At 60.1% G+C, this 25,919-nt stretch carries 35 protein-coding genes; 10 read left to right on the top strand and 25 right to left on the bottom strand.

Annotated features, from left to right (window positions below):
* Window positions 1-164: 164 nt before the first annotated feature.
* The 6 genes from GGD50_RS04430 to GGD50_RS04405 all read left to right on the top strand — a co-directional run bounded on the left by GGD50_RS04430 (window position 165) and on the right by GGD50_RS04405 (window position 3,585).
* Window positions 165-1,181: a ketopantoate reductase family protein gene (locus GGD50_RS04430; RefSeq protein WP_107107830.1), complete on the top strand. Its 1,017-nt coding sequence runs from the start codon at window positions 165-167 to the stop codon at window positions 1,179-1,181.
* Between the two features lie 150 nt (window positions 1,182-1,331).
* A complete protein-coding gene (locus GGD50_RS04425) occupies window positions 1,332-1,559 on the top strand; it encodes a hypothetical protein (RefSeq protein ID WP_146143988.1) in 228 nt (75 codons plus the stop codon).
* A gap of 14 nt (window positions 1,560-1,573) precedes the next feature.
* Window positions 1,574-2,509: a 4-hydroxy-tetrahydrodipicolinate synthase gene (gene dapA, locus GGD50_RS04420; RefSeq protein WP_107107828.1), complete on the top strand. Its 936-nt coding sequence runs from the start codon at window positions 1,574-1,576 to the stop codon at window positions 2,507-2,509.
* Window positions 2,510-2,651: 142 nt separating this feature from the next.
* Entirely contained in the window at window positions 2,652-2,846 is a 195-nt protein-coding gene (locus GGD50_RS04415) for a hypothetical protein (protein ID WP_107108127.1), read from the top strand.
* Window positions 2,847-2,877: 31 nt separating this feature from the next.
* Entirely contained in the window at window positions 2,878-3,147 is a 270-nt protein-coding gene (locus GGD50_RS04410; RefSeq protein WP_107107827.1) for a hypothetical protein, read from the top strand.
* A 108-nt stretch (window positions 3,148-3,255) separates the two neighbouring features.
* Window positions 3,256-3,585 carry a DUF1883 domain-containing protein gene (locus GGD50_RS04405; RefSeq protein ID WP_107107826.1) on the top strand — a complete coding sequence of 110 codons (330 nt, stop codon included), beginning with the start codon at window positions 3,256-3,258 and terminating at the stop codon, window positions 3,583-3,585.
* Between the two features lie 8 nt (window positions 3,586-3,593).
* On the opposite strand, the gene GGD50_RS04400 is transcribed toward GGD50_RS04405, so the two are convergent.
* Both GGD50_RS04400 and GGD50_RS04395 read right to left on the bottom strand, forming a co-directional pair.
* Window positions 3,594-4,910, bottom strand: coding sequence for a replication-associated recombination protein A (locus GGD50_RS04400; protein WP_107107825.1), 1,317 nt, complete (start codon window positions 4,908-4,910; stop codon window positions 3,594-3,596).
* A complete protein-coding gene (locus GGD50_RS04395; protein ID WP_107107824.1) occupies window positions 4,907-6,310 on the bottom strand; it encodes a DegQ family serine endoprotease in 1,404 nt (467 codons plus the stop codon). The genes GGD50_RS04400 and GGD50_RS04395 overlap by 4 nt, the downstream gene beginning before the upstream one ends.
* 175 nt (window positions 6,311-6,485) lie before the next feature.
* Between GGD50_RS04395 and GGD50_RS04390 the strand changes: the two genes are divergently transcribed.
* The gene (locus tag GGD50_RS04390; RefSeq protein ID WP_107108126.1) at window positions 6,486-6,833 is read left to right on the top strand and encodes a lysozyme inhibitor LprI family protein; all 348 of its coding nucleotides are present in this window, start codon (window positions 6,486-6,488) and stop codon (window positions 6,831-6,833) included.
* 210 nt (window positions 6,834-7,043) lie between these two features.
* On the opposite strand, the gene ilvD is transcribed toward GGD50_RS04390, so the two are convergent.
* Window positions 7,044-8,882 carry a dihydroxy-acid dehydratase gene (gene ilvD / locus GGD50_RS04385; protein ID WP_107107823.1) on the bottom strand — a complete coding sequence of 613 codons (1,839 nt, stop codon included), beginning with the start codon at window positions 8,880-8,882 and terminating at the stop codon, window positions 7,044-7,046.
* 344 nt (window positions 8,883-9,226) lie between these two features.
* Between ilvD and msrP the strand changes: the two genes are divergently transcribed.
* Both msrP and msrQ read left to right on the top strand, forming a co-directional pair.
* Window positions 9,227-10,174, top strand: coding sequence for a protein-methionine-sulfoxide reductase catalytic subunit MsrP (gene msrP / locus GGD50_RS04380; RefSeq protein WP_107107822.1), 948 nt, complete (start codon window positions 9,227-9,229; stop codon window positions 10,172-10,174).
* On the top strand, window positions 10,174-10,827 hold the full coding sequence (gene msrQ, locus GGD50_RS04375) for a protein-methionine-sulfoxide reductase heme-binding subunit MsrQ (RefSeq protein WP_414124010.1): 654 nt from the start codon (window positions 10,174-10,176) through the stop codon (window positions 10,825-10,827). The genes msrP and msrQ overlap by 1 nt, the downstream gene beginning before the upstream one ends.
* Before the next feature lie 39 nt (window positions 10,828-10,866).
* Here the strand turns inward: msrQ and GGD50_RS04370 are convergent, their stop codons facing one another.
* The 5 genes from GGD50_RS04370 to GGD50_RS04350 form a co-directional block, all read right to left on the bottom strand.
* Window positions 10,867-11,748, bottom strand: a complete 882-nt coding sequence (locus GGD50_RS04370; RefSeq protein ID WP_107107821.1) for an efflux RND transporter periplasmic adaptor subunit — start codon at window positions 11,746-11,748, stop codon at window positions 10,867-10,869.
* A complete protein-coding gene (locus tag GGD50_RS04365) occupies window positions 11,745-11,954 on the bottom strand; it encodes a DUF1656 domain-containing protein (RefSeq protein WP_107107820.1) in 210 nt (69 codons plus the stop codon). The genes GGD50_RS04370 and GGD50_RS04365 overlap by 4 nt, the downstream gene beginning before the upstream one ends.
* 4 nt (window positions 11,955-11,958) lie before the next feature.
* Window positions 11,959-14,028, bottom strand: coding sequence for an FUSC family protein (locus GGD50_RS04360; RefSeq protein WP_107107819.1), 2,070 nt, complete (start codon window positions 14,026-14,028; stop codon window positions 11,959-11,961).
* Window positions 14,025-14,501 (bottom strand): MarR family winged helix-turn-helix transcriptional regulator, encoded by a 477-nt coding sequence (locus GGD50_RS04355; RefSeq protein ID WP_183937665.1) that lies wholly within the window; start codon window positions 14,499-14,501, stop codon window positions 14,025-14,027. Before GGD50_RS04355 ends, GGD50_RS04360 begins: the two co-directional genes overlap by 4 nt.
* A 203-nt stretch (window positions 14,502-14,704) precedes the next feature.
* Complete coding sequence (locus tag GGD50_RS04350; protein WP_343069875.1) at window positions 14,705-15,205, bottom strand: TetR/AcrR family transcriptional regulator; 501 nt, start codon at window positions 15,203-15,205, stop codon at window positions 14,705-14,707.
* 143 nt (window positions 15,206-15,348) lie between these two features.
* Here GGD50_RS04350 and GGD50_RS04345 point away from each other — a divergent pair, with 143 nt between their 5' ends.
* A complete protein-coding gene (locus GGD50_RS04345) occupies window positions 15,349-15,867 on the top strand; it encodes a DinB family protein (RefSeq protein ID WP_107107817.1) in 519 nt (172 codons plus the stop codon).
* 13 nt (window positions 15,868-15,880) lie between these two features.
* Here the strand turns inward: GGD50_RS04345 and GGD50_RS04340 are convergent, their stop codons facing one another.
* The 17 genes from GGD50_RS04340 to rplN form a co-directional block, all read right to left on the bottom strand.
* Window positions 15,881-16,291 (bottom strand): ribosomal maturation YjgA family protein, encoded by a 411-nt coding sequence (locus GGD50_RS04340; RefSeq protein ID WP_181316038.1) that lies wholly within the window; start codon window positions 16,289-16,291, stop codon window positions 15,881-15,883.
* 175 nt (window positions 16,292-16,466) lie between these two features.
* Complete coding sequence (rplQ, locus tag GGD50_RS04335) at window positions 16,467-16,889, bottom strand: 50S ribosomal protein L17 (RefSeq protein ID WP_107107815.1); 423 nt, start codon at window positions 16,887-16,889, stop codon at window positions 16,467-16,469.
* A 45-nt stretch (window positions 16,890-16,934) separates the two neighbouring features.
* The gene (locus GGD50_RS04330) at window positions 16,935-17,945 is read right to left on the bottom strand and encodes a DNA-directed RNA polymerase subunit alpha (protein WP_028753958.1); all 1,011 of its coding nucleotides are present in this window, start codon (window positions 17,943-17,945) and stop codon (window positions 16,935-16,937) included.
* Between the two features lie 103 nt (window positions 17,946-18,048).
* On the bottom strand, window positions 18,049-18,438 hold the full coding sequence (gene rpsK, locus GGD50_RS04325; RefSeq protein WP_004118426.1) for a 30S ribosomal protein S11: 390 nt from the start codon (window positions 18,436-18,438) through the stop codon (window positions 18,049-18,051).
* 133 nt (window positions 18,439-18,571) lie between these two features.
* Complete coding sequence (rpsM, locus tag GGD50_RS04320; RefSeq protein ID WP_004118424.1) at window positions 18,572-18,940, bottom strand: 30S ribosomal protein S13; 369 nt, start codon at window positions 18,938-18,940, stop codon at window positions 18,572-18,574.
* A gap of 218 nt (window positions 18,941-19,158) precedes the next feature.
* On the bottom strand, window positions 19,159-19,809 hold the full coding sequence (locus GGD50_RS04315) for an adenylate kinase (protein WP_107107814.1): 651 nt from the start codon (window positions 19,807-19,809) through the stop codon (window positions 19,159-19,161).
* Window positions 19,806-21,146, bottom strand: a complete 1,341-nt coding sequence (gene secY, locus GGD50_RS04310) for a preprotein translocase subunit SecY (protein ID WP_107107813.1) — start codon at window positions 21,144-21,146, stop codon at window positions 19,806-19,808. The genes GGD50_RS04315 and secY overlap by 4 nt, the downstream gene beginning before the upstream one ends.
* A gap of 224 nt (window positions 21,147-21,370) precedes the next feature.
* Window positions 21,371-21,841, bottom strand: a complete 471-nt coding sequence (rplO, locus tag GGD50_RS04305) for a 50S ribosomal protein L15 (RefSeq protein WP_107107812.1) — start codon at window positions 21,839-21,841, stop codon at window positions 21,371-21,373.
* A gap of 16 nt (window positions 21,842-21,857) precedes the next feature.
* Complete coding sequence (rpmD, locus tag GGD50_RS04300; RefSeq protein WP_007690786.1) at window positions 21,858-22,070, bottom strand: 50S ribosomal protein L30; 213 nt, start codon at window positions 22,068-22,070, stop codon at window positions 21,858-21,860.
* Between the two features lie 13 nt (window positions 22,071-22,083).
* A complete protein-coding gene (gene rpsE / locus GGD50_RS04295; protein WP_028753962.1) occupies window positions 22,084-22,653 on the bottom strand; it encodes a 30S ribosomal protein S5 in 570 nt (189 codons plus the stop codon).
* A 128-nt stretch (window positions 22,654-22,781) separates the two neighbouring features.
* Entirely contained in the window at window positions 22,782-23,144 is a 363-nt protein-coding gene (gene rplR / locus GGD50_RS04290) for a 50S ribosomal protein L18 (RefSeq protein ID WP_028753963.1), read from the bottom strand.
* Window positions 23,145-23,156: 12 nt separating this feature from the next.
* Window positions 23,157-23,690: a 50S ribosomal protein L6 gene (rplF, locus tag GGD50_RS04285; protein WP_028753964.1), complete on the bottom strand. Its 534-nt coding sequence runs from the start codon at window positions 23,688-23,690 to the stop codon at window positions 23,157-23,159.
* Between the two features lie 41 nt (window positions 23,691-23,731).
* On the bottom strand, window positions 23,732-24,130 hold the full coding sequence (rpsH, locus tag GGD50_RS04280) for a 30S ribosomal protein S8 (protein ID WP_028753965.1): 399 nt from the start codon (window positions 24,128-24,130) through the stop codon (window positions 23,732-23,734).
* 12 nt (window positions 24,131-24,142) lie between these two features.
* Window positions 24,143-24,448: a 30S ribosomal protein S14 gene (rpsN, locus tag GGD50_RS04275; protein ID WP_028753966.1), complete on the bottom strand. Its 306-nt coding sequence runs from the start codon at window positions 24,446-24,448 to the stop codon at window positions 24,143-24,145.
* 33 nt (window positions 24,449-24,481) lie between these two features.
* Complete coding sequence (gene rplE, locus GGD50_RS04270; protein ID WP_004118404.1) at window positions 24,482-25,039, bottom strand: 50S ribosomal protein L5; 558 nt, start codon at window positions 25,037-25,039, stop codon at window positions 24,482-24,484.
* Complete coding sequence (rplX, locus tag GGD50_RS04265) at window positions 25,032-25,340, bottom strand: 50S ribosomal protein L24 (RefSeq protein ID WP_107107811.1); 309 nt, start codon at window positions 25,338-25,340, stop codon at window positions 25,032-25,034. Before rplX ends, rplE begins: the two co-directional genes overlap by 8 nt.
* A gap of 11 nt (window positions 25,341-25,351) precedes the next feature.
* Window positions 25,352-25,720, bottom strand: a complete 369-nt coding sequence (rplN, locus tag GGD50_RS04260; protein ID WP_003573790.1) for a 50S ribosomal protein L14 — start codon at window positions 25,718-25,720, stop codon at window positions 25,352-25,354.
* Between the last annotated feature and the right edge of the window lie 199 nt (window positions 25,721-25,919).

Raw genomic sequence — 25,919 nt, 5'->3', positions numbered from 1 at the left:
TGTGATTGTGGTAAAGAATAGCCCGAGCGGACGATGCCGGTTCGAGTTCGACCATAGTTTCGATGAAACGGCGGAATTGCGCGCCAACTCTGCCCGCCGGGTCTCGCCAAATCATGGAGACGACCTAACTTCTTCCGATCGCTACGGACCTGGAGATCAAGGCTATGGCATCCCCCTCGCTCAAAACCATCTGCGTCTACGGCGCGGGCGCGCTCGGCGGCGCCATCGCGGCGAAACTGGCTTTGGGACTGAGGGAGCAAGCGACCGTTTCCGTCGTGGCGCGTGGCGGGCATCTGGAAGGCATTCGCGCGGATGGCTTGCGGGTCTGGGAGGCTCAAGCGGACAGCCCGCTCGTGGCGCAGGTGACTGCAACGGACAACACCGCGGAGCTTCCGCCACAGGACTTGGTAATCACGGGACTTAAGGGCCACCAGCTCGATGCGGCAGCCCCCGGCATCGCCAGGCTCCTGCATGATCGGACGCGTGTCATGATGGTCCTGAACGGCATACCCTGGTGGTATTTTCATCGGGATGAGCAAAGCGGCCATGCCGAGCGCCAGATGGAGGAGCTCGATCCGAACGGCAATCTGTGGCGGCTGATCGGGCCTCAGCGCGTTGTCGGCTGCGTCGCCTATCAGGGCGCCGAGGTCATCAATCCCGGCGAGATCAAGCTCAGCAACAACGGTCATTTCGTCCTCGGAGAACCCTCCGGCGAAACGACCGCCGACATCGAAGCGATCGCAGCTCTCTTGAAGCGCGGCGGGGTCAACGTCTCGATCTCACCGCGCATTCGCGACGAAATCTGGAGCAAGCTGATGGGCAATGCCGCCTTCAATCCGATCAGCGCCCTGACGCGAGCACTGATGTCCGACATCATGGACAACCCGGCCCTGTCGGCCATGGTCGGCCAGGTGATGAACGAGGTGAAGACCGTTGCGGAAGCCTTGGGTGCACGCCTGGCGATTTCCGTCGAAGAACGCCTCGAACGCTCCCTCCAGATCGGTCCGGTACGCACCTCGATGCTGCAGGATCTGCTAGCCGGCAAGGCGCTGGAAATCACGCCGCTGGTCGGCATGGTCGTCTCGCTCGGCAAGCTCGCCGGTGTCGCGACGCCGACTTCGGCGACAATCCTGGCGCTGGTGACGCAGTTGGACCGGGAGAACTTGCGGGTGGCGGGATAAGCCTGTCATCCGCCGACTTCCCCACCTGCCCCGCCCGGTTCGGTGAACCTCTGCATCTTTATATCTCCCCTATTTCTTTGCCCTCTGCCTCGAATGGATTTCCTATGCGGGTCGGCGCTACCGTGGGGATCAGATGCAGAGGTAGACGCCATGCTTGAGACACACTCCACCAACCTTGCAGAGTCCATCCGTTTTCTTGTGCGGGGCAGCGACGAAAGACGCCAACGCATTGTCGCTTCTACCCCCACGGCCAAAGCCCCACCGAAGCGACGGCTTCGCGACCGGCGTGTCCGCGAAAGACGTACCTTCTACGCCATGTTCGCCTTCGGGCTGCTGCTCGGCGGCCTTGAGCTTTTCATAGTGCTGCATGCTCTCTGAGCGGCCAGAAGATCATGATGAAACCGGCCTTGCGTGTGGGCGGTGCGATCACCTCGCTCGTCACGCCGTTTCGGGACGATACGATCGATACCGTCGGTCTGATGGCGCATGTGGAATGGCAATTGCTGAGCGGCATCGACGGCTTGCTCGCCTGCTCCTTGACCGGCGAAGGACCTGTGCTCACTGCGGCTGAGCGAGTGCGGATCATCGAGATCTGCGCCGAATTGGCGGAGGGCCGGGTCCCCGTTATCGTCGCTACCGGCACCAATAACACGGCAACGACGATCGAGGAGACACGGCAGGCCCAGGCACTCGGCGCCGATGCGGCCTTCGTTACGCTTCCCTATTATTCCAAGCCGAGCCAGAAAGGTCTTGTCCATCATTTCGAGCGGCTGGCCGCCAGCACCGATCTGCCGCTGATCATCCATAACCTGCCCGCCCATACCGCCATCGACCTGACGCCCGCGACGGTCGCGCGGCTGGCGGAAATCCCGACCATCATCGGCATCGCCGATGGCAGCGGCGATATCGGCCGCATCAGCACCTGGCGTCCTCTGCTGCCGGAAAGGATCGGGCTCTATTCGACCCATGATGCAACCGCGCTCGCCTTCACCATGGCTGGCGGACGGGGTTCGTTTTCAAGTGCGGCCAACATCGCACCGCGGCTTTTCCGCTCCATGCAGCTATCGGCGGCGTGCGACCATATGGCGACGGCGCTGCTGATCGACGATCGGCTGCGGCCGCTGCTCAAGGCGCTTGCGCGTGAACCCGAACCGGCAACGGTGAAGCATGCCTTGTCTCCGATAAGGGACATCAGCCCGGATGTACGCCTGCCGCTAACCGGCGTCGAAGCCGAGACGGATGCGGCGATCAGGACGGCGATGGCTTCGCTTCAACTCGCCTACCAAAGCGACGCATCCTCGCCGAGGACTTTCCGAACAGGATTATGAAAGCAACCTATCCCTATGAGATTTTTATATTTTAGCGTTTTCTGCCAAATGGAAAACATATCGGATCACTCATAGATTTATTTGCATGGCGCTTGCGTCGCCCAAAATCGACCGCAGCGCCGGTGACACTTGGAAAGGAACTATGATGTCACGTTACATGCAATATGGCGCTGCTGATCCGCTCCAACGCCCTCGCCCCACCGCTCTCGTGGGGACCAAGCGGCCGACCCCGTTTCATACACTGCTAAACGGACTTCGCGCCATAGCGCCACGCCTGGCGCTCGTCTTCCTCGGCGCCGGCATCATCCAGGCGCTGATGCACTGGGCTGGCAACTGAGTGTAGCGAAGCGATTTACGAGGGAAAACACATGGCAGATGCACAGCATATTCAGCGCCGCTCGGCTCACATTGCCGTCTCGCCGGCACCCGCCCGCTTCACGGTCGGCCGCGACCGCCGTGGCGCCTGGATCGTCTGGGATCGGCAGGGTCTTGTCGGCGGCCTGTTCGCCACCGAGAAGGCGGCGCTGCATTTTGCAGCGGAAGAGTGCAACTATAATCCGGCCGATATATGCCGCGCCCCAGAGGGCTCGGTGCTCGAACTCGACGGCTTCGCGATGCCGTCTCCAAATCTGCATTAGATGTAGCAATTCGAAACAGCTTCGATCGCCTCACGGCACCCGACCCAACTCTTCCTTAACCGGCACTTGCGTAAAATAGCGGCCGGGTGTCACCAGAGTAAAAGAGCAATGTCGAAGCCTGCCTTCCGTTACAGCCACTATGATCTCAACGAGCAGCGCGCCGGCACCGTGATCGAGATCACACTGTCGGCCATCGCCAATGTCCGGTTGATGAACAGCTCGAATTTCGAGCGCTTTACGGAAACTCTGAAGCACCAGTTCCTCGGCGGCGTCGCCAAGAAATCGCCGATCCGGCTGTCCATTCCGGAGACCGGCCATTGGCATCTGGTCGTGGATATGGAAGGCCACAACGGCATGGCGGAATCGAGCGTCAAGATGATCGACAAGGCTCCCGCACCGCGCATGCAAAAGGCAGCGGAAGTCGTCACCGCTAGGTGACGTCCAACCTATGGTTCGCCGCGCTCCTTGCGCAGCTTCGCCCACCAGTCCAGCCGTTTGCGGATTTCGCGCTCGAAACCACGCTCCGGCGGATCGTAGAAGGTCTGGCGGCCCATCTTTTCCGGAAAATAATTCTGGCCCGAAAACGCGTCGGGCTCGTCGTGATCATAACGGTAACCGTCGCCATATCCTTCCGTGCGCATCAGCTTCGTCGGCGCATTGAGGATATGCTTGGGCGGCAGCAGCGAGCCGTTCTGTTTGGCGGCCTGCGTGGCAGCCTTGAAGGCAGTATAGACGGCGTTCGACTTTGGAGCGGTAGCGAGATAGACACAGGCCTCGGCCAAGGCCAATTCACCTTCCGGTGACCCCAGATAATCATAAGCATCCTTGGCGGCGTTACAGATGACCAGCGCCTGCGGATCGGCAAGGCCGATATCCTCCACCGCCATGCGCACCAGCCGCCTTCCGAGATAAAGCGGGTCTTCGCCGGCATCGAACATGCGGGCGAGATAGTAGAGCGCCGCGTCAGGGTCGGAGCCGCGCACCGACTTATGCAGAGCCGAAATCAGATTGTAATGGCCGTCCTGAGCCTTGTCGTAGACCGGCGCCCGGCGCTGCACGATCTTGACCAGCGCATCAGGATCGAAAAGCTCGTCCTTGCGCGCGGCGCGCCAGGCTTCTTCGGCCAGAGTCAGCACTGAGCGGCCATCGCCATCGGCCATGCGGATCAGGCTGGCGCGGGCATCCTCGGTCAACGGCAACGGCCGGCCTTCAGCCGCCTCGGCGCGGCGCAGCAATTCCTCCAGGCTTTCCTCGTCATGCGAGCGAAACGTCAGGACACGCGCACGGGATAGGAGAGCGGCGTTGAGCTCGAAAGACGGGTTTTCAGTGGTGGCGCCGACCAGAATGACGGTGCCATCCTCCATGACCGGCAGGAAGCTATCCTGCTGGGCGCGGTTGAAGCGATGGATCTCGTCGACGAAAAGCAGCGTCTGGCGGCCATCCATGCGGCGCAGACGCGCGGCTTCGAACACCTTCTTCAGATCTGCGACGCCGGAGAAGATTGCCGAGATCTGCTCGAAGGCCAAGCCCGCCTCGCCCGACAGCAACCGTGCCACCGTCGTCTTGCCGGTGCCTGGCGGCCCCCAGAAGATCATGGAGCCGAGCGAGCCGGAGTCGATCATTCGCCGCAGCGCGCCATCCTCACCGGCCAGATGTGGCTGGCCGGTGACATCGCTCAAGGTTTGCGGCCGCAGACGATCGGCGAGAGGCCGCCTCTTGGCGACCTCCTCCGGTATCCGCGGTGCAAACAGATCGTCACTCATCGGAAGAACTGCCGGATGCGTTGACCGTCGCGCTCGATTTCGACGCGCCAGAAGCTTGGATTGCCCGTAACGGCCTGCTGCAGCACGTCCGTCGAGGTGATCGCGACGCCGTTGACGGAAACGACGATATCCTTCGGCGCAAAGCCAAGGCGCTCTGCCTGCGAATCCGCCTTCAGGTTCTCGACGACGACGCCGTTCGCATCTGGAGGCAGATGCAGTTCATCGGCGACGCGCGGCGAGAGGTTGGCAACGGTCGCACCTGAGAAGGGATTGTTGCCCTGGATCAGTTTCTCATCCCGCGGCGTGGATTCCGGCGCGGCGGCGAGCGTCATGCTGTCGTGCATTTCTTTGCCGTTGTCCAGAACGGTCAAATCAACGGTAGCACCGAGGCCAGCCGTCGTCAGACGATAACCAAGCGCGTCCGGATGCTCGACCGGGATATTGTTGATGGCCGTGACGACCTCGCCAGCCTTCAGACCAGCCTTCGCCGCCGGCCCGCCATCGATCACCTTGGTCACCAGCGCACCGCGCACCTTGTCAAGGCCCAGCGCCTCGGCAACATCAGATGTCACCGGTTCAAAGGAAGCGCCGATATAGGGGCGATCGAAGGTCTTGTCGCCGCGATCGGCCGCCGCGAGAAACACCTTGACCAGATTGGCGGGGATGGCGAAGCCAATGCCGTTCGAGCCGCCGCCCTGGGAAAAGATGGCCGTGTTGAGGCCGATCAGTTCGCCCGACATATTCGCCAAAGCACCGCCGGAATTGCCGGGATTGATCGAGGCATCGGTCTGGATGAAGAAGCCGACCTGGTTCTTCACCTGGTTGCGGGCCAGCGCCGATACGATGCCGCTCGTCACCGTCTGGCCAACGCCGAAGGGATTGCCGATCGCCAGCACGAGATCGCCAACTTCGACGGCATCAGAATTGCCAAGCGGCAGGATGGGGAAGCTCTGGTTCTTGGATTTGATCTTCAGAACGGCGAGATCGACCCGATCATCCTTCAGCACGACATCGCAGGGAAATTCGCGGCCGTCGGAGAGTGCGATCTTGATATCGTCGGCACCGTCGATGACATGGTTGTTGGTGATGACCGTGCCGTTGGCTTCGACAATGACGCCGGAGCCGAGCGAAGACTGCTTCTCGGTGCGATTCGGCATGCGCTGGCCGAAGAACTGTTCGAAGAAGGGATCGCCGGCAAAGGGCGACTGCCGTTGTACCATCCGCTCGGCATAGACATTGACCACGGCGCCGGCCGTCTGTTTGACCAGCGGCGCAAACGAAAGCTGCATTTGCATCTGGCTCTGCGGCACGGACTTTGCTGTCTGTGCCTCGGCGGAAAGCGGCATCGTCATGATGAGGGCGATCATCGAAACGGCGGTGCGCTTCAGCAGGACCTGCATGGAATTTTCCTTCTTTAATGCTCTTGAAACAACGTTGTAGCGTCCGACGCTAGAAAGGAAAGAGGGCGGAAGCATGAAGTATAATTGGTCGTTCACACACGGGAAGAACAGGTGTGATGAACAAAAACGCGTGATCGCGCATTTCGTTTCGGAAACCGGCAGATGGAGCAAAATCATGCGATCAACCAGCCTTGCAGCAGTCTTTCTCGTTACCCTCCTGACGACGGCCAACACATCGGAGGCTGCGAGCTTCAATTGCGATTCGCAGACCCTTCAGCCGGACGAGAAGATGATCTGCGACAACAGAGCGCTCAACGATGCCGACGTGAAAATGGTGACGACCTTCGACCTGCTCTCCGGCCTGCTCGCCATGGGCTCACGCGGGACGCTGCAAGACGAACAGACGGCCTGGCTGAAGAAGCGACAGGCCTGTGGCGCCGATGCCGCTTGCATCAAAGAGGCTTATGACGAACGGCTGAAAGCGTTGGATGAGACGTATAAGCGGATCAATCGGCCGTTGTGAGCAGGCCTCTTGCACGATCGTCCCCTCGCCCCGTGTAAACGGGGAGAGGGCTAGGGTGAGGGGCTACCGCGGGTCCGGCAAACTCTGCCGTCGCGGTTGATTTCCAGAAGGCCCCTCATCCGACCTGGTACAATTTCGCTGTGCTCAATTGTGCCAGCCCACGTTCTCCCCGCCCCTTCGACAAGCTCAGGACGGGGCGAAGGAATTTAGTCATTTACCACCCAAATCGCGGACCGCACCCCGGTCAGCACTCGTCGCAAAGGCCGCATAAGCCTTCAGCGCCGTCGTGACGTTGCGCTTGCGCTGTTCTGCCGGATGCCAACCGCTGGCGTTCTGAGCTTCGCGGCGGACGGCGAGTTCTTTTTCGTCAACGCGCAGGCTGATGGTGCGATTCGGGATGTCGATGTCGATCATGTCGCCTTCACGCACCAGGCCGATCGTGCCGCCATTGGCCGCTTCGGGCGAAACGTGGCCGATCGAGAGGCCCGAGGTGCCGCCGGAGAAACGGCCGTCGGTGATCAGCGCGCAGGCCTTGCCGAGGCCCTTCGACTTCAGATAGCTCGTCGGATAGAGCATTTCCTGCATGCCCGGGCCGCCCTTCGGGCCTTCATAGCGGATGACGACGACGTCGCCGGCCTTGATCTCGTTGCTGAGGATAGCCTTGACGGATGCGTCCTGGCTTTCGAAGACCCTGGCTGGGCCGGAGAATTTCAGGATCGATTCATCGACGCCGGCCGTCTTCACGATGCAGCCGTCCAACGCCAGATTGCCCTTGAGAACAGCGAGACCGCCATCCTTGGAGAAGGGATGCTCGACGGAGCGGATGACGCCGTTCTGGCGGTCGGTGTCGAGTTCTTCCCAACGGGCGTTCTGGCTGAAAGCGACCTGGGTCGGAATGCCGCCGGGAGCCGCACGGAAGAATTCGCGCACCGTCTCGCTGTTGGTGCGGGTAATGTCCCAGCGGTCGATGGCATCGCCAAGGGTTTCGGCATGAACGGTCGGGCAATCGCGGTTGATCAGGCCGCCCTTGTCGAGCTCGCCGAGGATCGACATGATGCCGCCGGCGCGATGCACGTCTTCCATATGCACATCGCTCTTGGCCGGCGCGACCTTCGACAGGCACGGCACGCGGCGCGAAAGGGCGTCGATATCAGCCATGGTGAAATCGACTTCGCCTTCATGGGCGGCAGCGAGAATATGCAGAACCGTGTTGGTGGAGCCGCCCATGGCAATATCGAGCGCCATGGCGTTCTCGAAAGCCTGCTTTGAAGCAACGGTGCGCGGCAGGACGGAGCCATCCTCCTGCTCGTAATAGCGGCGGGCGAGATCGACGATCAGATGGCCGGCTTCGACGAAGAGGCGCTTGCGGTCCGCATGGGTGGCGAGCGTAGAGCCATTGCCCGGCAGCGACAGGCCGAGAGCTTCGGTCAAGCAGTTCATCGAATTGGCCGTGAACATGCCCGAGCAGGAGCCGCAGGTCGGACAGGCCGAGCGTTCGATGACCTGAACGTCCTCGTCGCTGATCTTGTCGTCGGCAGCGGCAACCATGGCGTCGACCAGATCGAGTGCATGCTTCTTGCCGTGCAGGACAACCTTACCGGCCTCCATCGGGCCGCCGGATACGAAGACCGTCGGGATGTTCAGGCGCAGCGAGGCCATCAGCATGCCGGGGGTGATCTTGTCGCAGTTGGAGATGCAGACCATGGCGTCTGCGCAATGGGCATTGACCATGTATTCAACGCTGTCGGCGATCAGCTCGCGCGAGGGCAGCGAATAGAGCATGCCGTCATGGCCCATGGCGATACCGTCATCGACGGCGATGGTGTTGAATTCCTTGGCGACGCCGCCGGCGGCTTCGATTTCGCGCGCTACGAGCTGGCCGAGATCCTTGAGGTGAACGTGGCCCGGCACGAACTGGGTGAAGGAGTTGACCACTGCGATGATGGGCTTGCCGAAATCGCTATCCTTCATACCCGTCGCGCGCCAAAGGCCGCGCGCGCCCGCCATGTTGCGGCCATGGGTCGTGGTTCTGGAACGATAAGCTGGCATGGTGTCTTCCTCGTCGTCTTGGAAATTGTGAGGCGCCGGCCGGCCAAGGCTTTGCGCCGAAGGGAGCGCCGACAATCCTGCTTTTTGGAATTGTCCTAATCCAATCGCACCGGACTGTCACTGTCAACTAGACCGAATCCGGTACGCCGCAAGGGCAAAGCAAGTCTCGGGCTCAGTCATCGGCCAAATGACATGGACACCGCAGAAGACGATTTATTCCCTCACGGAAGCACACAAAAAGTTGGTTTCCGTTGAAAAGAAATAACGTCGTAAGACGGTAACAAATCGTGCTTCTCCTCCGTAGAGGCCGTATCATCTCTACGATCGTAGAAAGGAATATTGTAATGCCTTCCTATCGCCCGCCGAAGATCGCTTCTTCCGAGATCACGCCGCGCTCGGTCTATCTGAGGCGCCGGGAATTCCTGACGGCTGCGGCCGGCGCCGGCCTCGCGATTGCTAGCGGGAAAAGCGCTTTTGCCGATACGTTGAACGCGACGAAGAGCAACTATACGGTCGACGAGAAACTGACGCCGCTCAAGGACGTCACCACTTACAACAATTTCTATGAATTCGGTCTCGACAAGGCCGATCCGGCGAAGCTTTCGGGCAATTTCAAGCCGCGGCCCTGGACCGTCAAGGTCGATGGCATGGTCGGCAAACCCGGCACATTCGACATCGATGCGCTGATCAAGGACTTTCCGCCGGAAGAGCGCGTCTATCGCATGCGCTGCGTCGAGGCATGGTCGATGGTCATTCCCTGGGACGGCTTTCCGCTCTCTGCCCTGCTCGACAAGGTCGAGCCGCTTGGCAGCGCCAAATTCGTCGCCTTCGAAACGGTCGTACGGCCGGAGGAGATGCCCGGGCAGTCAGGCGTTTTCCAGTCGCTGAACTGGCCCTATGTCGAAGGCCTGCGGCTCGATGAAGCGCGCAATCCGCTGACACTTTTGGCCGTCGGTCTCTATGGCGAGATGTTGCCGAATGCGAACGGCGCGCCGATCCGCCTTGTCGTGCCTTGGAAATATGGCTTCAAGGGCATCAAGTCGATTGTCCGCATCACGCTCACCGACAAGCAGCCAGTGAACACCTGGCAAGCGACCAACAGCCAGGAATACGGCTTCTATGCCAACGTCAATCCCGCGGTCGATCACCCGCGCTGGAGCCAGGCGACCGAGCGCCGCATCGGCGAAGGCGGCTTCTTCGGCGCCAATCGTCACCCCACCCTACCCTTCAACGGCTATGCCGATCAGGTCGCAAGTCTTTATGCCGGCATGGACCTGCGGGCGAATTTCTGATGACTCTTTCCCTCGCCCTGCCCAAACGCTGGCAGCCTGCTTCCGTCTGGACGCTTTACGTCGTCGGCCTGATACCGGCCGCATGGGAATTCTATCTCGGCACCACGGACCAGCTCGGCGCCGATGCGGTGAAGACCTTCGAGCTATTCCTCGGGCTCTGGGCGATCCGCTTCCTGCTCTTGACGCTCGCCGTCACCCCGGCGCGCGATCTCTTTGGCTGGAACTACCTGCGCTACCGCCGGGCGCTTGGCCTGCTCTGCTTCTACTACGCGCTGATGCATCTGGCAGTCTATATGATCCTCGACCAGGCGCTGGACGTGCAGGCCCTCATCGGCGATGTGCTGAAGCGGCCCTTCATCATGTTCGGCATGGCGGGGCTTGTGATGCTGCTCGCGCTGGCCGTGACCTCCAACAATTTTTCGATCAAACGTCTCGGCAAGAAATGGATCTGGCTGCATCGGCTGGTCTACATCATCGCCGCCTGCGGCGCGCTGCATTTCGCGCTGTCGACCAAGGTGCTGTCGCTGGAGCAATTCATCTATATCGGCCTGCTGATGGCCATGATCCTTTATCGATCGTACCGTCCGATCATGATGGAGAAACGCAGGGCGGTGCGGAAACCGGCTGCGGTTTCCCGCTCCAAAGCCGCTTAGGATCGGAACTGAAGCCCGTCGTTCTCGGGCTTCAGTTCGTCATTGGAGAGCGACTTTGCTTTGCTGCTGCGAAACCTCCACGGTCGCGGTCAGGCCGGCGATCAGCTTGGTGTCGTCAGGCACCTTGTCGAGAGCAATACGCACGGGAACACGCTGCGCCAGACGAACCCAACTGAAGGTTGGCGTGATATTGGCGAGCAAGCTGCCCGAGGTGCGCTCGCGGTCCTCTATGCCGGTGGCGATGCTCTCCACATGGCCCGTCAGCTTCTCCGTCTGGCCCATCAGATGGATCGATACCTCATCGCCGATCTGGATACGCGGCAGCTTGGTTTCCTCGAAATAGCCTTCCACGCGTAGGGAGTCGGCGTCGATCAGCGCAACCTTCGCCTTGCCCGCGGTGACGTAATCGCCCGGACGGAGACTAAGATTGGAAACGCTGCCGTTCACCGTCGCCTTGACCTCGGAGCGGTCGAGGTTGAGCTGGGCGAGAGCGCGATTGGCCGTGGCCTGGCCAAGAGCGGCCTGAGCCTGTTCTTCCGCGGTTTGCGCCTGCTCCTTCTGCTGGACCGAGGCGGCATCGCCGAGGCGCTGCTGTCGCGCGCTTTCGCGCTGCGCCTGATCGAGTGTCGCTTTGGCCCCTTCGAGCGCGGCGTCGGCTTGAGCCAGCGCAATGCTGAAGCGGTCGCGATCGACACGGAAGAGGACATCGCCTTTCTTGACGATCTGATTGTCCTTTACCAGGACTTCACTCACCAGGCCGGAAACATCGGGCGCAATGCCGACGACATCGGCGCGCAGCCGCGCGTCTCGCGTCCACGGCTCGTCCATATAGTGGCCCCAAAGCTGACGGCCGACAAAAACGGCTGCGGCGACGAAGACGAGGGTGACGGCGATCCGGCCGATAAGTTTGAACGCGTTCATATGAAGTACCAACGGGTGAAAGAGGAAACGGCCCCAAGAAACAGCACATAGAGGGCAAGGTCGAAGAGCCCGCGGTGCCAGACGAGGGAGTAGGCACCGAGCCGGGCCAGGACACGGCGGAAGACGATGCTCAGCCCGAGGCTCAGAAGCATCAGAACGAGGAGGCGCGGCACATAGACGCCGTAAAGATCGAATTCTGCGGGCATGGCTTTATTCTGCGGCAAGGGAAAGAGGTAAGAAGACGGATTGCTTTGATCGCCAGCTTTCTGGAGGCGGCGCCTGGGGATAAAGTGCGCGGCGCAGGCCAACCAAAGCATCGAGGCTGTCGCGGCCGCTGCCGGCATTCTCCTCGGCGATCACTCGCAGGCTTTCGTCGATCGACTGACGAAGATCGTCGGGAGCGTCGAGCGCCTGGCCGGCCTTCAGCCTTGTACGGTAGAAATGCGAAATGCCGGATAGAACGGCCCCGATAGAGGATGCGCTCGACGCGCCGAGACGCGCCCGCTCCTTCTGCAGCATCAGCACATTGAAGCCGAGGCGAACCTCTGCAAACCCGTCAACCTTCTTGAGCTCGCGATCCTCGACCGCGGCAAGACGCGGCACGAGCTGGCCCAAACGATCGAGAATACGGCCAGACAGTCGCTCGTAGTCGGCACTGCGGGCGCCGGCGGCCGTCTCCGCCAGATCCGCCCAGCCGGCATGCACCAGTCGCCGGGCTGCAATTTCGGCACCGAAGGGGCGAGCAATCAGCGTCCAGAGGAGCGCGAAACCGATGCCCGCCAAGGCGGCGATGGCTTCGTTGGTGAAGGTGGTGAAATCCGACGTATAGCGGTCCTGCAATGCGATGAAAGAGGCGCTGTTCACCGTCAGCAGCATGGCCAGCATATTGGACTGCGGCCTCGGAATGAGCAGGCCGAGCAACAGGAACGGAGGCGCGAAGGCGACGACCAGCATCTCATAGCTGTTGATGGCGGGCAGGATGGCGAAGATGTAGGTGAAGGCAATGACCAGGCTGACGGCGCACCAGATGAACATGGATGTGATGAAGGGTGCGGGGCGATCGAGCGCGGCAAAGAAGGAACAGGCGACCGCCGCCATGGTGACGAAGCCGGCGCCATTCTGCCAACCGGTGAAAATCCAGAAGAAGCAAGCGATCGCCGTTCCGACGACTACGGAGCCGGCGGAAAAGGCGAGCAGCGCATAGTCATAATGCCGGTTAGGTCCGACGACGTTGCGGTGCCGGAAAGTCGGCCGCCACACGCCGCCCTTACCGCCGGCGATGATCTGATCGCGCAGCGTCAGGCAATCCTGCCAGAGATCGACGATTTCCTTCAGCCGCGCGAGAGCACTCGACAGAACGAGATCATTCCAGCCGAAATCGGGATCGCTTTGCTGCAAGTCCTCAATCTTTCGCGACAGAATGTCGACGGTATCGCCGGCCTTGCTGCCGCCGCCTTGCCCCAACCAATCCGCCACGTCGTTCAAGACCGCGACGAGGCTCTGAGGCAAGGGGTTCTCCCCTGCCTTCAAGGCGTGTAGACGATCGGCAAGGGAAGAGAAGAGCGGCAGCAGCATCAACAGGCGGCCGCGCAGTTCACGCGAATGACGGACGATGTCCCGGCTGCCGGCATCATAGCCGAGCTGGCTGATGATGAGATCAAGCCCCGTGACATCGGCCGCGAGTTTCTGCCGTTTCAGCGGTGTCGCGGGTGACGCGCCCTCCCCGCGCAGAATTTCATCCGCCCAACTGCCGGCGTCATCGAGCCATGTCGTGATGCGTTGACCGAGAACGGTGCTGACGCTGGTCGGAAAAACGGTGGCGCTGACAATGCTGGCGCAAACGATGCCGATGATGATCTCTTCCGAGCGGGCGAGTGCGACGTCGAAGATCGTTTGAGGCGAGCCGACGGTCGGCAAGGCGATCAATGGCAGCGAATAGCCAGCGAGCATGAAAACGTAGCTGCGCGACGTCCGGTCGAGCATCGAAATGAACAGCAGCGTCCCAGTCCATAGCGCGACGACAATGGAAAGAAGTTCGGGAGCATCGACGAAGAGCGGAACGAAGAAGACCGCGGCGGAGGCTCCCAGGAGAGTTCCGAGCGCGCGATAAAGCGCTTTCGAACTCGTTGCCCCTGCGAGCGGATTGGCTACGACATAAACGGCCGCCATGGCCCAATAGGGCCGCGGGAGATCCAGCGACAGCGCGATGAACAGCGCAAGCATGGATGCGAGAAAGGCCTTGGCCGAAAACAGCCAGTCGCGCCAGGACGGAAGGTTCATGACACGGCTTCGCGCTGCGGATTGGATTCGGAAGGCTTCGGCTCCTCGAAATCATCGAAGGCCTGCAACACACGGATCGCGGCTTCGAGATCGGCCTTGTCGACATTGGCAAGGATCCTGCCGCGCAATTCGTCAAGCGTCTCTTCCATGCGGGCGGCGAGCATCTCGCCCTTGGCCGTCAGCCATAGGCCCTTTGCCCGGCGATCCGTCGGATCGTCCTTGCGCAGGACAAGCCCCAGAGCTTCAAGCTGGTCGAGCAACCTCACCAGCGACGGCCCTTCGATGCCGACATAATTGGCAAGGGCCACCTGCCGCACACCGCCGCCAAGACGGCCGATCCATATGAGCGGCGCGGCGGCAGCCTCCGAGATGCCATGGGAGCTAAGCGCAAGATCGACGGCCCGGCGCCATTGGCGGCCGGTCGAAAGGAGATTGGCAGTGAATATGCGTTGCAGGGCGCCAAAAGATTTCATAGCAATCTATTAGCATTAAATTAGTTAGTATTCAAATTATTTTAGCCCTAAGCTCTATCGAAAATGTGAAATGCAGCTATGCGCTCGGGGGTGGGAGGCGCGACAAGCCGACTGAGGCCGCAAAGCCGAGCTCGCTGCTCACATCATCTCTTGTCTATCGACGCTGCCAAGATAGGAGCAGATCATTCTCACCAGTTCCTGCTTCAGCTCTGGCGAATCCAGGGTGCCCTTTCGAGCCCCGTTATGGATGACGCCTTCCACCACGCCGGAGATGAGTTGAGCGAGAATGTCGTTCGAAGGACCAGCGTTGCCGCTCCGATTCGCAGCCACAAAACGCCTGTAATGATTTTGATAGTCTGCCAAAAACGCATCATGGCAGATCTCGAACCTTCAAGCCCAGGCACCTCGTCCAGAAGCACCCTGTGAAGCTCCGGGTTCACACTGTGAGCATCGATCATCCCTTGTACAAGGGCCTCGACACTCCGTTGCAGCGGCAAGTCGGATGCAGTCGCCTGACGCAGGACGGTTAGGACTTCGTCGAAATGGCGGCGTCTTATGGCTTCGACCAGAGAGAGCTTGTCTGGAAAATACTGATAGAGCGAACCGATACTTATGCCAGCTACGGCCGCGACGGTATTCGTCGTGAAGCAGGCCCATCCGTGGTCGCCCAAAATGCGAGCACCGGCCTCGATGATCGCGTCCACCGTTGCCCGCGAACGCGCCTGGCTCGGCTCTTTCCGCATCGGCGACCGCGGCTTTTTAATGCGAGTAGACATGCGCTCCCCGCTTCGTAAAAATGTGAACACTCTACTCGCATTTTTCCGGCCGCCGAAAGGGCAATATCATCATGAGCGAATTGTCATTGCTGCAGACTCTTTTCAACTATCAGGCCTGGGCGAATAAGGAACTGCTCGACAGCATCGGCCACCTCGATCCGACACAGCATGGCAAGGAGCGCCATCTCTCGATACGCCTGATGAATCATTCGCTGGTCGTCGCCCGGATATTTGCGGCGCATCTGACCGGGCAGGAGCATGGCTACGCAGACGACAACACACCCGAGACGCCTTCCCTTCTGGATCTTCATGCGGCGCTGACCGCCTCGGATCAATGGTACCTGAAATACCTCGAAACCATCAGCCCCGAGCTTCTATCCGAAGCTTTGCCATTTGTCTTCACGGACGGAGACAGAGGCTGCATGACGCGCCAGGAAATGCTCCTCCACGTCGTCACGCATGGAGGCTATCACAGGGGCGAGATTGGCCGCCTCCTGACACAACTCTCCATCACGCCGCCCTGGGACACGCTTGCGGTTCATCTTCACCGCAGCGAACCCTCGCGCCGGCTGACTGCCGCCGCCGAATGAGGCGTGCCGGCATTCAGACAGAAGGTTTGGGCCCCGACAGCGCACGATCAAGGACCAGCGCCATCGCGATACCGGTGGCGTAGGCCAAGATATTCCAAGGGGAAAACACCCGGCCCAGCAACAGAGCCCCGGCGGTGGTCAATCGAAATGCATCCAGCGCCGGCGTATGCCAAAGCCTGAAAAGTTCGACGAACACAGCGACAATCGCCGCCGCCGAAGCGACCCTGAAACGCCTTGTCGAAACGAAGATCGTCGCGAGGAGCCAATAGACCATCGCTCCCCACAATAGTGAGCCGCCATATTTGACGGCCACAAAGGGCAGATGCATCGCATAGCCATATCGGCGCAGCGCCAGACCGCCGACTATGGTCAGCAGCAGCGCCGAGAATAGGAACACTCTTCTGCGTGTCATTTTTCGCTGCATGTCCAGCGGCGCTCCTCACAGGTAAATGCGCGTAGGCCAGTGTGCGACTCAGCAATGCAGCGTCGCTATTCCATAGCGATCAGTCGGATGAAAGTCCGCCCCGGCGGATCGTAAACGCAAAGAGGCCGGATGATCGATCATCCGGCCTCTTAATCTTGTATTCGAAGCGAGCCGATTAAGCGGCTGCGGCTTCTTCTTCGGCAGCAACGCGAGCCTTGTCGGCTGCGCCCTTGGCGAGGGTGTCGCGATCGACGAACTCAACAACAGCGAGAGCGGCATTGTCGCCCTGGCGGAAGCCGGCCTTCATGATGCGCAGGTAGCCGCCGTTGCGGGTGGCGTAGCGCGAAGCGATCGTGTCGAACAGCTTCGAAACGACGGCTGCGTCGCGGATCTGCGAGATGGCCTGACGACGAGCGTGCAGGTCGCCGCGCTTGCCGAGGGTGACCAGCTTCTCGACGATCGGACGAATTTCCTTCGCCTTCGGGAGCGTGGTGACGATCTGCTCATGGGTGATGAGCGAAGCCGCCATGTTGGCGAACATCGCCTTGCGGTGGCTAGCGGTTCTATTCAGCTTGCGGCCGGCTTTACCGTGGCGCATGGCTATTCTCCTTCACTTGCAGACATTCGCCCGCAGTTTGATTGGTTAGTATTGGTCTTCGTAACGCTTGGCGAGATCTTCGATGTTCTCGGGCGGCCATGCCGGCACTTCCATGCCGAGGTGCAGGCCCATGGAAGCGAGAACTTCCTTGATTTCGTTCAGCGACTTGCGACCAAAATTCGGCGTGCGGAGCATTTCTGCTTCGGTCTTCTGAATGAGGTCGCCGATATAGACGATGTTGTCGTTCTTCAGGCAGTTTGCCGAGCGAACAGACAGTTCCAGTTCGTCCACCTTCTTGAGGAGCGCCGGGTTGAAAGCAAGTTCGGTAACTGCTTCTTCTTCGGCTTCCTTCTGCGGCTCGTCGAAGTTGACGAAGACGCCAAGCTGATCCTGGAGGATGCGAGCCGCGAAAGCGACGGCATCTTCGCCGGTGATCGAGCCATCGGTTTCGATCGACATGCTCAGCTTGTCGTAGTCGAGAACCTGTCCTTCGCGGGTGTTTTCAACCTTGTAGGACACCTTCTTGACCGGCGAATAGAGGCTGTCGACCGGGATAAGGCCGATCGGAGCATCTTCCGCACGATTGCGCTCGGCCGGGACATAGCCCTTGCCGTTGTTGACGGTGAATTCCATGCGGATTTCGGCGCCCTCGTCGAGCGTGCAGATGACATGCTCGGGGTTGAGGATTTCGATATCGCCGACCGTCTGGATGTCGCCAGCCGTTACTACGCCTGGGCCCTGCTTACGCACGACCATGCGCTTGCTGTCATCGCCGTCCATCTTGATGGCGATTTCCTTGATGTTCAGCACGATGTCCGTCACGTCTTCCCGCACACCCGGGATAGAGGAGAACTCATGCAGCACGCCGTCGATCTGCACGGCCGTCACAGCGGCGCCGCGCAGAGAGGACAGCAGAACGCGACGCAGCGCGTTGCCGAGGGTGAGACCGAAGCCACGCTCCAGCGGTTCGGCCACGAGCGTTGCCTTGGTGCGGCCGCTCGAGGAGAACTCGACCTTGTTCGGCTTGATCAGTTCCTGCCAGTTTTTCTGAATCATGTTCTTGCCTTCCGTTCGTTGCCACCATCCAATCGTGGCAACCGAGCTTGAGAAGCACCGAGCCGGACACAAACGCGCCGGCTGGTGTCGTGAGTGGCGATGATCAGACGCGGCGCTTCTTGCGCGGGCGGCAACCATTGTGCGGGATCGGGGTCACGTCGCGGATGGACGTGATCATGAAACCGGCAGCCTGGAGCGCGCGCAGAGCAGATTCACGGCCGGAGCCCGGACCGCAAACTTCAACTTCCAGCGACTTCATGCCATGTTCCTGGGCCTTCTTGGCGCAGTCTTCAGCAGCGATCTGAGCAGCGAACGGGGTCGACTTGCGCGAACCCTTGAAGCCCTTGGCACCAGCGGACGACCAGGCAATAGCGTTGCCCTGTGCGTCGGTGATGGTGATCATCGTGTTGTTGAAGGTCGAATTGACGTGCGCAACGCCCGAAGTGATATTCTTGCGCTCGCGACGGCGAACGCGGACGGCTTCCTTGGCCATGGTAGTCCTTTCTTGGATCTCTTCACCGCCGTAATGCCAGCGGCTACACCGGAGCGACGCCTATGCGGCCTCGCTCCAAACTCAAAAGAGGCCGGCGCAGACCGCCAGCCTCCCACATCCGGCTTCCCGGAAATTACTTCTTCTTACCAGCAATAGCCTTTGCCGGACCCTTGCGGGTGCGAGCATTGGTATGGGTGCGCTGACCGCGAACCGGTAGGCCGCGACGATGACGCAGGCCGCGGTAGCTGCCGAGGTCCATCAGACGCTTGATGTTCATCGCGGTTTCGCGACGAAGGTCACCTTCGACCTGATAGTCACGGTCGATGGTTTCGCGGATCTGCAGAACTTCAGCATCCGTCAACTGATTGACGCGACGCTCGGCCGGAATACCGACCTTCTCGCAGATTTCCTGTGCAAACTTCGGTCCGATCCCGTGAATGTAACGAAGCGCAATTACTACGCGCTTTGCAGTCGGGATGTTGACGCCAGCGATACGAGCCACGCCTGTTCTCCTTGCATTCCCCCCGCCTGAGCGAAGGTCTTTGTTATGCAGCCCTGGAGCTGCTTGTTCAAACTTGGGTCCGCAACACGTCAAAACGACCGTACCCGGACTTCCCTACGGAAATCCGCGCCGATCGCATGGCATGTCGCGAGTTGGCGCGGTGTTTAGCGGAATCAGCGCAAAAAAGCAACCGCTCCGGCAAGTTTATTTTAGACCACCTAGAGCTTGGACAGGATGGCCTCGATATTGGCCGTCACATGCTCGATATCGGCCATGCCGTCTACCGACTGCAGCTTGCCCTTGGCGTAGTAGTAGCCGATGAGCGGTGACGTTTCCTTGTAGTAGACCTGCAGGCGCTCGACGACCGTCTCTCTGTTATCGTCGGCGCGGCGCTTGAAATGCGTGGAACCGCAACGGTCACACACCCCCTCCACCTTCGGCTTCAGGTTTTCGTCGTGATAGCCGGCGCCGCAGTTGGCGCAGGTATAACGGCCCGAAATACGATCGGCGAGCACGGCATCATCGACCTTGATCTCGATGACGACGGAAAGGTTGATACCCTTCGCCTTCAACATCTCCTCGGTCGCATCGGCCTGAACGAGCGTGCGCGGATAGCCGTCAAGAATGAAACCCCTGGCGCAATCCGGTTGATCGATTCGCTCCGATACGATGGCGTTGACGATTTCGTCTGAAACAAGCTTGCCGGAGTCCATGACTGCCTTTGCGCGCTTGCCTACTTCAGTCCCGGCCGCCACCGCAGCTCTCAGCATATCGCCCGTGGAAAGCTGGGGAATACCGTACTTTTCCACGATACGCTGGGCCTGGGTCCCCTTACCTGCTCCCGGCGGCCCCAAAAGTATCAATCTCATCGCCCCCTCTTTCCTCCACGCAACTTCGATTTCTTGATCAGGCCTTCATATTGCTGTGCAATCAGGTGACCCTGAATCTGCGCCACCGTATCCAGCGTTACGCTAACCACGATCAGAAGCGAAGTGCCACCCAGGGACAACGGAATACCGGTCTGGGACACAAGAATTTCGGGGAGAATGCAGACGAAGACGAGATAGATCGCGCCAATCACCGTGATTCGGGTCAGCACATAATCGATATATTCGGCAGTGCGCTCACCCGGACGGATGCCCGGAATGAAGCCGCCATGCTTCTTCAGATTGTCGGCCGTATCCTTCGGATTGAAGACCAGCGCGGTGTAGAAGAAGGCGAAGAAGGCGATCAAGGCGGCGTAGAGCACCATGTAGATCGGCTGGCCATGACCAAGGGCCGCGATGATCGAGGTGACCCATGTCGGCAGGGCGGTGTTGTTGCCAAGGCCGGCGACTGTCGCCGGCAGCAGCAGCAGCGACGATGCGAAGATGGCCGGAATAACACCAGAGGTGTTGAGCTTCAGCGGCAGGTGCGAGGTGTCGCCCTGGAACATCCGCGTGCCAACCTGGCGCTTCGGATACTGGATCAACAGGCGGCGCTGAGCGCGCTCCACGAAGACGATAAGCCCGATGACCAGGACAGCCACGACCAGTACGGCCAGAATGAGGCCGGTCGACAAAGCGCCCGTGCGGCCAAGTTCCAGCGTACCGCCAACTGCGGTCGGGAGACCGGCTGCAATACCTGCGAAGATGATCAGCGAAATACCGTTGCCGATGCCGCGCGACGTAACCTGTTCACCAAGCCACATCAGGAACATCGTGCCGCCGAGCAGCGTAACGACCGTCGAAAGGCGGAAGAACCAGCCTGGGTCGAGGACCACGCCATTCCCGTGCTCTAGGCCGATCGCAATGCCGTAGGCCTGCAAGGCGCCGAGCAGCACCGTGCCGTAGCGGGTGTACTGGTTGATGATCTTGCGGCCCTGCTCGCCTTCCTTCTTCAGGTTTTCGAGCGCCGGCACGACCGAGGTCATGAGCTGCACGATGATCGAAGCGGAAATATAGGGCATGATTCCGAGGGCGAAGATCGCCATGCGCTGCACGGCGCCGCCGGAAAACATGTTGAAAAGGCCGAGGATGCCGCCGGACTGATTGTGAAAGGCTTGGGCATAGGCACCCGGATTGAGGCCCGGAATCGGGATGTGGGTACCCAGACGGTAGACGAGGAGAGCGCCGAGCGTGAACCACAGTCGCTTCTTGAGATCCTCGGCTTTGGCAAAGGTCGAAAAATTGAGATTGGATGCCAATTGTTCCGCTGCAGAAGCCATGCAAATCTCCGCATTACCAATTCCGGCATAATCGGCCGGGTCCGGAATCAGTCTTTAATTGTTCAAAAGCCGGGCTTTGGACGGATTGCACTGCAATCGGATGCCTCACCCTTGGTTCCCGTTATTTCCTGAAAAGACACTGCTGCATCGTCCAGGTTCGTGAGGCTCACATATGGGAGCAAAATCGCCCGGTGTGAAGCACCCCGGGCGATTTATTGATAAGATTATTCTGCGACAGAAGCGAGCAGCTTGACGGAACCGCCAGCCTTTTCGATCTTTTCGACCGCCGACTTGGAGGCACCAGCAACTTCCAGCGAAAGCTTCGCCTTCAGTTCGCCGTCCGAGAGAACGCGAACGCCGTCCTTGACGCGGCGAATCACGCCTGCAGCCTTCAGAGCTGCAGCATCGACGGTTGCCTTGGCATCGAGCTTGCCGGCATCGACGGCAGCCTGGATGCGAGCGAGCGACACGACAACATAATCGGCAGCGAAGATGTTGGTGAAGCCGCGCTTCGGCAGACGACGGTAGATGGGCATCTGACCGCCTTCGAAGCCGTTGATGGCAACGCCCGAACGGGACTTCTGACCCTTCACACCACGGCCGCCGGTCTTGCCGGAGCCGGAGCCGATGCCGCGGCCGAGGCGCTTGCGGCTATGGGTCGAGCCTTCGTTATCCTTGATCTCATTCAGTTTCATAGCGAATACCTCCGGCTCACTTCTCGTCGACAACGCGAACGAGATGCTGGACAGCACGGATCATGCCACGAACGGCCGGAGTATCTTCCAGCGTGCGGCGACGGTGCATCTTGTTCAGTCCGAGACCGATCAGCGTCTTCTGCTGAACATCCGGACGGCGGATCGGGCTGCCAATCTGCTCGACCGTAACGGTCGCCTTGGCTTCAGCCTTCTTGGTCGTCTTGGCCATAGGTCAAACTCCCTTATTCTTCGGAGGCGTTGCCCGAGGAGGTACGGCGAGCCTGCAGGGTGGCATACTTGATGCCGCGCTGAGCTGCGATGTCCTTCGGGTGAACCTGGTGCTTCAGGGCGTCGAACGTGGCGCGAACCATGTTGTACGGGTTCGACGAACCGGTCGACTTGGCAACGACGTCATGAACGCCGAGCGTTTCGAAAACGGCGCGCATCGGGCCGCCGGCGATGATACCGGTACCGACCTTGGCCGAGCGCAGCAGAACCTTACCGGCGCCATGGCGGCCATGGACGTCGTGATGCAGGGTACGGCCGTCACGCAGCGGTACGAAGATCATGTCGCGCTTGGCGCTTTCAGTGGCCTTACGGATCGCTTCCGGCACTTCGCGTGCCTTGCCGTGACCGAAGCCTACGCGGCCCTTCTGGTCACCGACGACGACGAGAGCGGCGAAACCGAAACGGCGGCCACCCTTAACAACCTTGGCGACGCGATTGATCGCGACCAGCTTGTCGACGAATTCGCTATCGCGCTCTTCACGGCTCTGGCGGTCTTCCCGCGGAGCCCTCTTTTCCTGTGCCATTGTCCTCTTCCTTTTTCTTTTCCGGGTGCAATCGGCAAACAAAACGAAGACCGCATCGACCTCCCAAAGGAGATCAGCGGTCCGGTGATATCCGGCCGGCGCTCTAAAGCCACCGGCCGGAAACTTGATCAGAAGGTCAGGCCGCCTTCGCGGGCTGCATCGGCCAGAGCCTTGATGCGGCCGTGGTAGATGAAGGCGCCGCGGTCGAACACGACTTCCTTGACGCCGGCCTTGGAGGCGCGCTCAGCAACGAGCTTGCCAACGAGGGCAGCGGCTGCGGTGTCGGCACCGGTCTTCAGAGAACCGCGCAGATCCTTGTCGAGGGTGGAGGCAGACGCGAGCGTCTTGCCGGCCACATCATCGATGACCTGGGCGTAGATGTTCTTCGACGAGCGATGAACCGACAGGCGCGGACGGCCATTGGCCACCGACTTGAGTTGACGACGCACGCGGTTGGCACGACGTGCAAGTGCTTCTTTCCTGCTAGCCATTTCGCGTGATCCTTACTTCTTCTTGCCTTCTTTGCGGACGATCCGCTCGCCGGCATACTTAACGCCCTTGCCCTTGTAGGGCTCAGGACCGCGGTATTCGCGGATTTCAGCGGCAACCTGGCCGACCTGCTGCTTGTTGATGCCGGTGACGACGATTTCCGTCGGCTTCGGCACAGCGATCGTGATGCCCTGCGGCGGCTCATAGATCACGTCGTGGCTGAAGCCGAGCGCGAGCTGCAGGTTCTTGCCCTGCATGGCGGCACGGTAGCCGACGCCGTTGATTTCGAGCTTGCGCTCGTAGCCGTCCTTGACACCCTTCAGGATGTTCTCGATCATCGTGCGGGACATGCCCCACTTTGCACGAGCGTCCTTGGAGTCGCTGAGCGGCGTTACGACGATTGCATTATCTTCCAGCTTGAGACCGATTTCGTCGTTAGCGACGAAAACCAGCTCGCCCTTGGGGCCCTTAGCAGTCACCTTCTGGCCATCAATCGAGGCCGTGATTCCTGCAGGCACCTGAACGGGCTTTTTACCGATACGAGACATTTTTCAAACCTGTCTGTTTCGAAGGAGATCTCTGTTCGATCTTAGAAGACCGAGCAGAGAACCTCGCCACCAACATTCTGTTCACGAGCCTGGTGATCGGCCATCACACCCTTCGGAGTCGAAAGGATGATGATGCCGAGACCGTTCGCGACCTGCGGAATGGACTTGACCGAGACATAAACTCGGCGGCCCGGCTTGGACACACGGCCGATCTCACGGATCACCGATGCGCCTTCGTAGTACTTGAGTTCGATGTTGATCTCAGACTTGCCGTTGCCGAAATCGACGACGGAGTAGCCACGGATGTAGCCTTCAGCCTGCAGAACATCGAGAACACGCGCACGGAGCTTGGACGAAGGCGTCGAAACCGACGACTTGCGGCGCGAAGCACCGTTGCGGATACGGGTGAGCATATCGCCCAAAGGATCAGTCATAGTCATCTAATCTGCTCCTTACCAGCTCGACTTGACGATGCCCGGCACCTTGCCGAGATTGCCGAGTTCACGCAGCGCGATACGCGACATGCGCAGTTTGCGGTAATAGGCACGCGGGCGGCCCGACACTTCGCAACGGTTGCGAATACGGGTCTTCGATCCATCGCGTGGGAGCGATGCCAGCTTCAGAGTGGCCTTGAACCGGTCTTCGATCGGAAGAGACTGGTTCATGATGATTGCCTTCAGGGCAGCCCGCTTCGCGGACTGGTTGGCAACCGTATTGCGGCGGCGCTTGTTCTTTTCGACTGCGCTTGTCTTCGCCATATCAGGGTTCCTTTTCTACGCTCGTCGTTACGGTTATTGACGGAACGGGAAGTTGAACTCTTTCAGAAGAGCCCGAGCTTCGTCGTCGGTCGTCGCCGTCGTGCAAACGATGATGTCCATGCCCCACATCTGATCAACCTTGTCGTAGTTGATCTCAGGGAACACAATGTGCTCCTTGATGCCCATGGCGAAGTTGCCACGACCGTCAAAGCTTTTCGGGTTCAGGCCGCGGAAGTCGCGAACGCGCGGGAGCGCGATGTTGACCAGACGATCCAGGAACTCATACATGCGGGCGCCGCGCAGCGTCACTTTGGCGCCGATCGGCATGTTTTCGCGGACCTTGAAGCCAGCGATGGAGTTGCGTGCACGGGTGATGACCGGCTTTTGGCCAGCGATGGCCGCCAGGTCGGCAGCAGCAACGGTCGGCTTCTTCGAATCAGCCGTCGCTTCGCCAACGCCCATGTTGATCACGATCTTGTCCAGCTTCGGGATCTGCATCTCGTTAGCGTAGGAGAACTTCTCCTGCATGGCTGCACGGATGCGAGCAACGTATTCCTTCTTGAGCCGCGGCTCGTACTTTGCCTCAGCCATCGATCACTTCTCCCGAGGTCTTGGCCACACGGACCTTCTTGCCGTCTACAACCTTGAAACCGACGCGGGTCGGCTTGCCGTCCTTGTCGACGATCGCAATGTTGGACAGGTGAAGCGGGGCTTCCTTGCTGATGATGCCGGCTTCCTGGGTCTGCGTCTGGCGCTGATGGCGCTTGACGACGTTGACGCCACGGACGACCGCGCGGTCTTCCTTCGGCAGCACTTGAATAACTTCGCCGGTACGGCCCTTGTCCTTGCCGGTCAATACGACGACCTTGTCGCCTTTACGGATCTTTTGCATCGCTCCGCTCCTTACAGTACTTCTGGAGCCAGCGAGATGATCTTCATGTGGTTCTTGGCGCGAAGTTCGCGCGGAACCGGTCCGAAGATACGGGTGCCGATCGGCTCTTTCTTGTTGTCGATGAGGACTGCTGCGTTGGTATCGAAGCGGATGACGCTGCCATCCGGACGACGGATGTCCTTGGCGGTACGAACAACAACCGCCTTCATCACGTCACCCTTCTTCACACGGCCGCGCGGAATGGCTTCCTTGATCGAAACGACGATAACGTCGCCGATCGAGGCATACTTGCGCTTCGAGCCGCCCAGCACCTTGATGCACATGACACGACGTGCGCCGGAATTATCCGCCACGTCGAGGTTTGTTTGCATCTGAATCATGTCAGGTCGCCTTCTTGTTGTTACCGGAATGGTTGGGCCAAACGGCCCCCTACCCCGGCTTATGGACTAGTGTCTTGTCTGATTTCTCCGGCATTCGGGACCACCTGGGTCACCTTCACCGGTCATCAATAAAGCAAAAGAACGCCCGTTCTCGAGCGTCCTGCTTCCAAGCTCGTGCTTCATACAGATATTTCGCCCA

The sequence above is a fragment of the Martinezella paranaensis genome (assembly GCF_014200235.1).
Classification (GTDB): Bacteria; Pseudomonadota; Alphaproteobacteria; order Rhizobiales; family Rhizobiaceae; genus Rhizobium; species Rhizobium paranaense.
This window is presented reverse-complemented; position numbering and strand designations above follow the sequence as displayed.

Excerpts from the sequence above, each read along its gene's own strand:
- msrQ (WP_414124010.1), top strand. The coding sequence starts at position 10,174 with ATGACTCTTTCCCTCGCCCTGCCCAAACGCTGGCAGCCTGCTTCCGTC.
- GGD50_RS04355 (WP_183937665.1), bottom strand. The coding sequence starts at position 14,501 with ATGAAATCTTTTGGCGCCCTGCAACGCATATTCACTGCCAATCTCCTT.
- GGD50_RS04365 (WP_107107820.1), bottom strand. The coding sequence starts at position 11,954 with ATGCCCGCAGAATTCGATCTTTACGGCGTCTATGTGCCGCGCCTCCTC.
- GGD50_RS04330 (WP_028753958.1), bottom strand. The coding sequence starts at position 17,945 with ATGATTCAGAAAAACTGGCAGGAACTGATCAAGCCGAACAAGGTCGAG.
- GGD50_RS04400 (WP_107107825.1), bottom strand. The coding sequence starts at position 4,910 with ATGAGTGACGATCTGTTTGCACCGCGGATACCGGAGGAGGTCGCCAAG.
- GGD50_RS04395 (WP_107107824.1), bottom strand. The coding sequence starts at position 6,310 with ATGCAGGTCCTGCTGAAGCGCACCGCCGTTTCGATGATCGCCCTCATC.
- GGD50_RS04345 (WP_107107817.1), top strand. The coding sequence starts at position 15,349 with ATGAGCGAATTGTCATTGCTGCAGACTCTTTTCAACTATCAGGCCTGG.
- rpsN (WP_028753966.1), bottom strand. The coding sequence starts at position 24,448 with ATGGCGAAGACAAGCGCAGTCGAAAAGAACAAGCGCCGCCGCAATACG.
- GGD50_RS04340 (WP_181316038.1), bottom strand. The coding sequence starts at position 16,291 with ATGCAGCGAAAAATGACACGCAGAAGAGTGTTCCTATTCTCGGCGCTG.
- GGD50_RS04390 (WP_107108126.1), top strand. The coding sequence starts at position 6,486 with ATGCGATCAACCAGCCTTGCAGCAGTCTTTCTCGTTACCCTCCTGACG.
- GGD50_RS04415 (WP_107108127.1), top strand. The coding sequence starts at position 2,652 with ATGATGTCACGTTACATGCAATATGGCGCTGCTGATCCGCTCCAACGC.
- rplF (WP_028753964.1), bottom strand. The coding sequence starts at position 23,690 with ATGTCTCGTATCGGTAAAAAGCCCGTTCAGGTGCCTGCAGGAATCACG.
- GGD50_RS04370 (WP_107107821.1), bottom strand. The coding sequence starts at position 11,748 with ATGAACGCGTTCAAACTTATCGGCCGGATCGCCGTCACCCTCGTCTTC.
- GGD50_RS04425 (WP_146143988.1), top strand. The coding sequence starts at position 1,332 with ATGCTTGAGACACACTCCACCAACCTTGCAGAGTCCATCCGTTTTCTT.
- rplO (WP_107107812.1), bottom strand. The coding sequence starts at position 21,841 with ATGAAACTGAATGAGATCAAGGATAACGAAGGCTCGACCCATAGCCGC.
- rplE (WP_004118404.1), bottom strand. The coding sequence starts at position 25,039 with ATGGCTGAGGCAAAGTACGAGCCGCGGCTCAAGAAGGAATACGTTGCT.
- rpsE (WP_028753962.1), bottom strand. The coding sequence starts at position 22,653 with ATGGCACAGGAAAAGAGGGCTCCGCGGGAAGACCGCCAGAGCCGTGAA.
- secY (WP_107107813.1), bottom strand. The coding sequence starts at position 21,146 with ATGGCTTCTGCAGCGGAACAATTGGCATCCAATCTCAATTTTTCGACC.
- rplX (WP_107107811.1), bottom strand. The coding sequence starts at position 25,340 with ATGCAAAAGATCCGTAAAGGCGACAAGGTCGTCGTATTGACCGGCAAG.
- GGD50_RS04360 (WP_107107819.1), bottom strand. The coding sequence starts at position 14,028 with ATGAACCTTCCGTCCTGGCGCGACTGGCTGTTTTCGGCCAAGGCCTTT.
- dapA (WP_107107828.1), top strand. The coding sequence starts at position 1,574 with ATGATGAAACCGGCCTTGCGTGTGGGCGGTGCGATCACCTCGCTCGTC.
- GGD50_RS04405 (WP_107107826.1), top strand. The coding sequence starts at position 3,256 with ATGTCGAAGCCTGCCTTCCGTTACAGCCACTATGATCTCAACGAGCAG.
- GGD50_RS04410 (WP_107107827.1), top strand. The coding sequence starts at position 2,878 with ATGGCAGATGCACAGCATATTCAGCGCCGCTCGGCTCACATTGCCGTC.
- rplQ (WP_107107815.1), bottom strand. The coding sequence starts at position 16,889 with ATGCGCCACGGTAAAGCCGGCCGCAAGCTGAATAGAACCGCTAGCCAC.
- GGD50_RS04430 (WP_107107830.1), top strand. The coding sequence starts at position 165 with ATGGCATCCCCCTCGCTCAAAACCATCTGCGTCTACGGCGCGGGCGCG.
- rplN (WP_003573790.1), bottom strand. The coding sequence starts at position 25,720 with ATGATTCAGATGCAAACAAACCTCGACGTGGCGGATAATTCCGGCGCA.
- GGD50_RS04315 (WP_107107814.1), bottom strand. The coding sequence starts at position 19,809 with ATGAGATTGATACTTTTGGGGCCGCCGGGAGCAGGTAAGGGGACCCAG.
- msrP (WP_107107822.1), top strand. The coding sequence starts at position 9,227 with ATGCCTTCCTATCGCCCGCCGAAGATCGCTTCTTCCGAGATCACGCCG.
- rpsK (WP_004118426.1), bottom strand. The coding sequence starts at position 18,438 with ATGGCCAAGGAAGCCGTCCGCGTTCGCCGTCGCGAGCGCAAGAATATC.
- rpsH (WP_028753965.1), bottom strand. The coding sequence starts at position 24,130 with ATGACTATGACTGATCCTTTGGGCGATATGCTCACCCGTATCCGCAAC.
- ilvD (WP_107107823.1), bottom strand. The coding sequence starts at position 8,882 with ATGCCAGCTTATCGTTCCAGAACCACGACCCATGGCCGCAACATGGCG.
- rplR (WP_028753963.1), bottom strand. The coding sequence starts at position 23,144 with ATGGCTAGCAGGAAAGAAGCACTTGCACGTCGTGCCAACCGCGTGCGT.
- rpmD (WP_007690786.1), bottom strand. The coding sequence starts at position 22,070 with ATGGCCAAGACGACCAAGAAGGCTGAAGCCAAGGCGACCGTTACGGTC.